Genomic DNA, 3,023 nt, shown 5'->3' with positions numbered 1-3,023 from the left:
ACGTCCCCGTCGTTGGCGTCGATAGCGGGCTAATTCGGCTTCGAGTTGCACGTCTAGGCTACCTAAAGCCGTCTGCAATGCAGGGTTAATCGATAGGGAGGAGGAAGGAGTTGATGATGTAGCTGAGGTTTTTTGGCTCATGAAGGGAACTTCCGTTTAATCCGGCAGGGTTGAGTTAGAGGCTCGTTGTGACAACGAAGACAGTCGTTAAGGATGGTGTTGGTTTAAGATAGCTGTATAGGGAAGCATAAATACTCATGCTGAAATCTCTTAATCATATAGTAGAAGCACTGGATAATCAGCCGTTTTGGCAAGGTCAACAGCAATTTCAACAGATCCGCGACTGTTGGGCTGACGTTGTGGGTGCAGATAGGGCGCAGCAAACCAGACCCCATTCACTATCCCGGAATATTCTTTATGTTGCCACGTCAAGTTCGGTTTGGTCTCAAGATCTGAGTTTAAATTGCCGTTCTATTTTGAAACAGCTTAATGATCGATTGTCCACGCCGATAGAGACTATCCGTTTTTCGCCGGGATGGTGGTATCAAGAGCAAACTTTACCCCAGGCTGAGGAATCGGAACATCCCAGCCTTGTGGATGAACCGGAGGTCTCATCTCCTGCCGATCCGCCTGTAAAACAGCCTACACCCCAAACCGCATTTGAACAGTGGGCGGCGAAAATTAAGGCGCGATCGCAGAACCTACCCCTTTGTCCTCAATGCCATTGTCTGACACCGCCAGGAGAACTGAAACGCTGGCAGGTTTGTGGTTTGTGTGCCACCAAGCAGTGGCAAGGTTAGCGGATTAGGCGAGAGGTTCCCCATGCCTTGACCCTGCTTATGAATGCTGAGCAATCAGATTGATTTAACTTATCCTTCTTGTTGAAATTTACCGCTTAAATTTCGTATCTAACTATACATTAGTTTTTCCGTTATACTTGATCCCCATGGGTTTTTACCAAAAATCCACCAAGTTTCTGACCAAGCTTAACTAATTGTTTCGTTTCTTTACGAAAATATGTTCATATATAAAGCAATTATAAAGAAAATATAAAATATCAATAGTTCAAGTAAAAAATAATGGAAATTGAGAAGATATAGGCAGCTAATTAAACGTTCATTTTTTAAGACATCCAATGAAGACCTTTAAATGCTCAACGTCAGCTTGTCAGTTTTGTCGCTATTACCAACTTGAAGGACGGCGCGGCGGTATGTGTCAGCAACTGGGCGTACCCGTTAAAGCCAATTGGAAAGCTTGTTCCTTAGCCCTACCACCCTTTGCTCCCTCGTGGGAAAGTTTTGAGCAAATATGGCTTGATGATCAACGCATGTTGAGAGAAGATTTAGCTACAACCTGCTCCCAGAGACATTCCCAGCCGACAAGCTCGACAAAAGTTCAGACATCAAACCCTGAAAACCTGGCAACTAAAGTTGCTCTTGTGTAATTTCCCTTTTATCAGACTCGGCTAGAGTATCGGTTGATTAGAGGTTACTTACAGCCTTGATCAATTGAACTCATTCAAATGAGTAAATGCATCAACCTTGCCCTTGAGTTTTATCGTTTAAGAGAATTCCTGTTTAATTAATTTCTGATAACCCAATCTTAATCTTTGAGAAAATTTATGTAGCTCCCCCTCACCATAAAACTTATTCAGCCGCCCCTATGTAGGGGCGGGTTTCACCGTTATCGTTTCTGACCTCACCCAGATGTGACTAAACCCGCCCCGACCGAGTGAAAGACCTAACGAACAGTGTCAAACTACGGTAACCAAGGATATTGACGGAAATCAGGAGGGCGCTTTTCCAGGAACGCTTGTTTCCCTTCTGCCCCCTCCTCCGTCATGTAATACAGTAACGTGGCATTTCCAGCCAATTCTTGTAAGCCAGCTTGACCATCACAGTCAGCGTTAAACGCCGCTTTTAAGCAACGGATAGCAATAGGACTTTTTTGTAAAATTTCCCTTGCCCACTGAATCCCCTCCGCTTCCAACTGGTCTACAGGGACAACAGTGTTCACCAAACCTATATCCAGCGCCTGTTGTGCCGTATACTGGCGACAGAGGAACCAAATTTCTCGTGCTTTCTTCTGACCCACGATTCGGGCGAGATAGCTAGCGCCAAACCCACCATCAAAGCTACCGACTTTTGGACCCGTTTGACCAAAGATGCCGTTATCTGCGGCAATGGTTAGATCACAGATAACGTGCAAGACATGACCGCCGCCAATGGCATAACCTGCTACTAAAGCAATCACCACTTTGGGCATAGAACGAATCAGGCGTTGTAAGTCCAAGACATTTAAGCGAGGAACGCCATCATCCCCTACATACCCCGCCTTATCCCGGACACTTTGGTCTCCTCCAGAACAGAAAGCATATTTACCGTCGGTGTGAGGACCCGCCCCGGTTAATAAAACAACACCAATTCTTTGGTCTTCGCGGGCGTTACAAAAGGCGTCGTAGAGTTCAAAGACAGTTTTAGGGCGGAAGGCGTTGCGCTTGTGGGGACGATTAATCGTAATTTTGGCGATACCGTCGGCTTTGTGATAAAGAATATCCTCGTAGGTTTTGGCGGTTTGCCAGTCAATTGACATATCAGTATTTTCCCTTGGTTATAAAGACTCCAAGTACTACTTTGAGCTTGACTTTCCTATCCTAAGACTCAATGGCACTAAAAACTTGTATTTTTGGATCGCCAAAACCCTTGATATACCGTGGGGTGGGCATTGCCCACCAGCCTTGATAGAGTACCATTTATCCTCAGACAGCATGTAAGCGTTAGATAGAGTAGGATCTTACTTTTCACGGGATCTGGAAAACCTCTCTCCAAACCTCTCTCCTGCAAGGAGAGAGGCTTTGAATTCTCCCCTTTCCGTGCAAAAAAAAGCGAAGCATCCTTTCGTCTCCCCCATGGAACAAAAAGCGAAGTATCCTCTGGCTTCCCCATGGAACCAAAAGCGAAGCATCCGCTGGTCTCCCCCGTGCAACAGAAGCGAAGCATCCTCTGGCTTCCCCATGGAACCAA

3 protein-coding genes are annotated in these 3,023 nt (G+C 45.8%); 2 read left to right on the top strand and 1 reads right to left on the bottom strand.

Annotation, left to right across the window (positions count from 1 at the left end):
- The first annotated feature begins 257 nt into the window (after window positions 1-257).
- Both ACLFWI_RS28940 and ACLFWI_RS28935 read left to right on the top strand, forming a co-directional pair.
- Entirely contained in the window at window positions 258-800 is a 543-nt protein-coding gene (locus ACLFWI_RS28940; protein ID WP_446415803.1) for a DciA family protein, read from the top strand.
- Window positions 801-1,135: 335 nt separating this feature from the next.
- A complete protein-coding gene (locus tag ACLFWI_RS28935) occupies window positions 1,136-1,444 on the top strand; it encodes a hypothetical protein (RefSeq protein ID WP_446415802.1) in 309 nt (102 codons plus the stop codon).
- A gap of 314 nt (window positions 1,445-1,758) precedes the next feature.
- Here ACLFWI_RS28935 and menB read toward each other — a convergent pair whose 3' ends face one another.
- The gene (gene menB / locus ACLFWI_RS28930) at window positions 1,759-2,592 is read right to left on the bottom strand and encodes a 1,4-dihydroxy-2-naphthoyl-CoA synthase (protein ID WP_446415801.1); all 834 of its coding nucleotides are present in this window, start codon (window positions 2,590-2,592) and stop codon (window positions 1,759-1,761) included.
- Window positions 2,593-3,023: the final 431 nt, after the last annotated feature.

The sequence above is a fragment of the Coleofasciculus sp. genome (assembly GCF_046539235.1).
Classification (GTDB): domain Bacteria; phylum Cyanobacteriota; class Cyanobacteriia; order Cyanobacteriales; family Coleofasciculaceae; genus Coleofasciculus.
The sequence above is the reverse complement of the archived record's forward strand: the minus strand, read 5'-3'. Positions and strand labels throughout refer to the sequence as shown.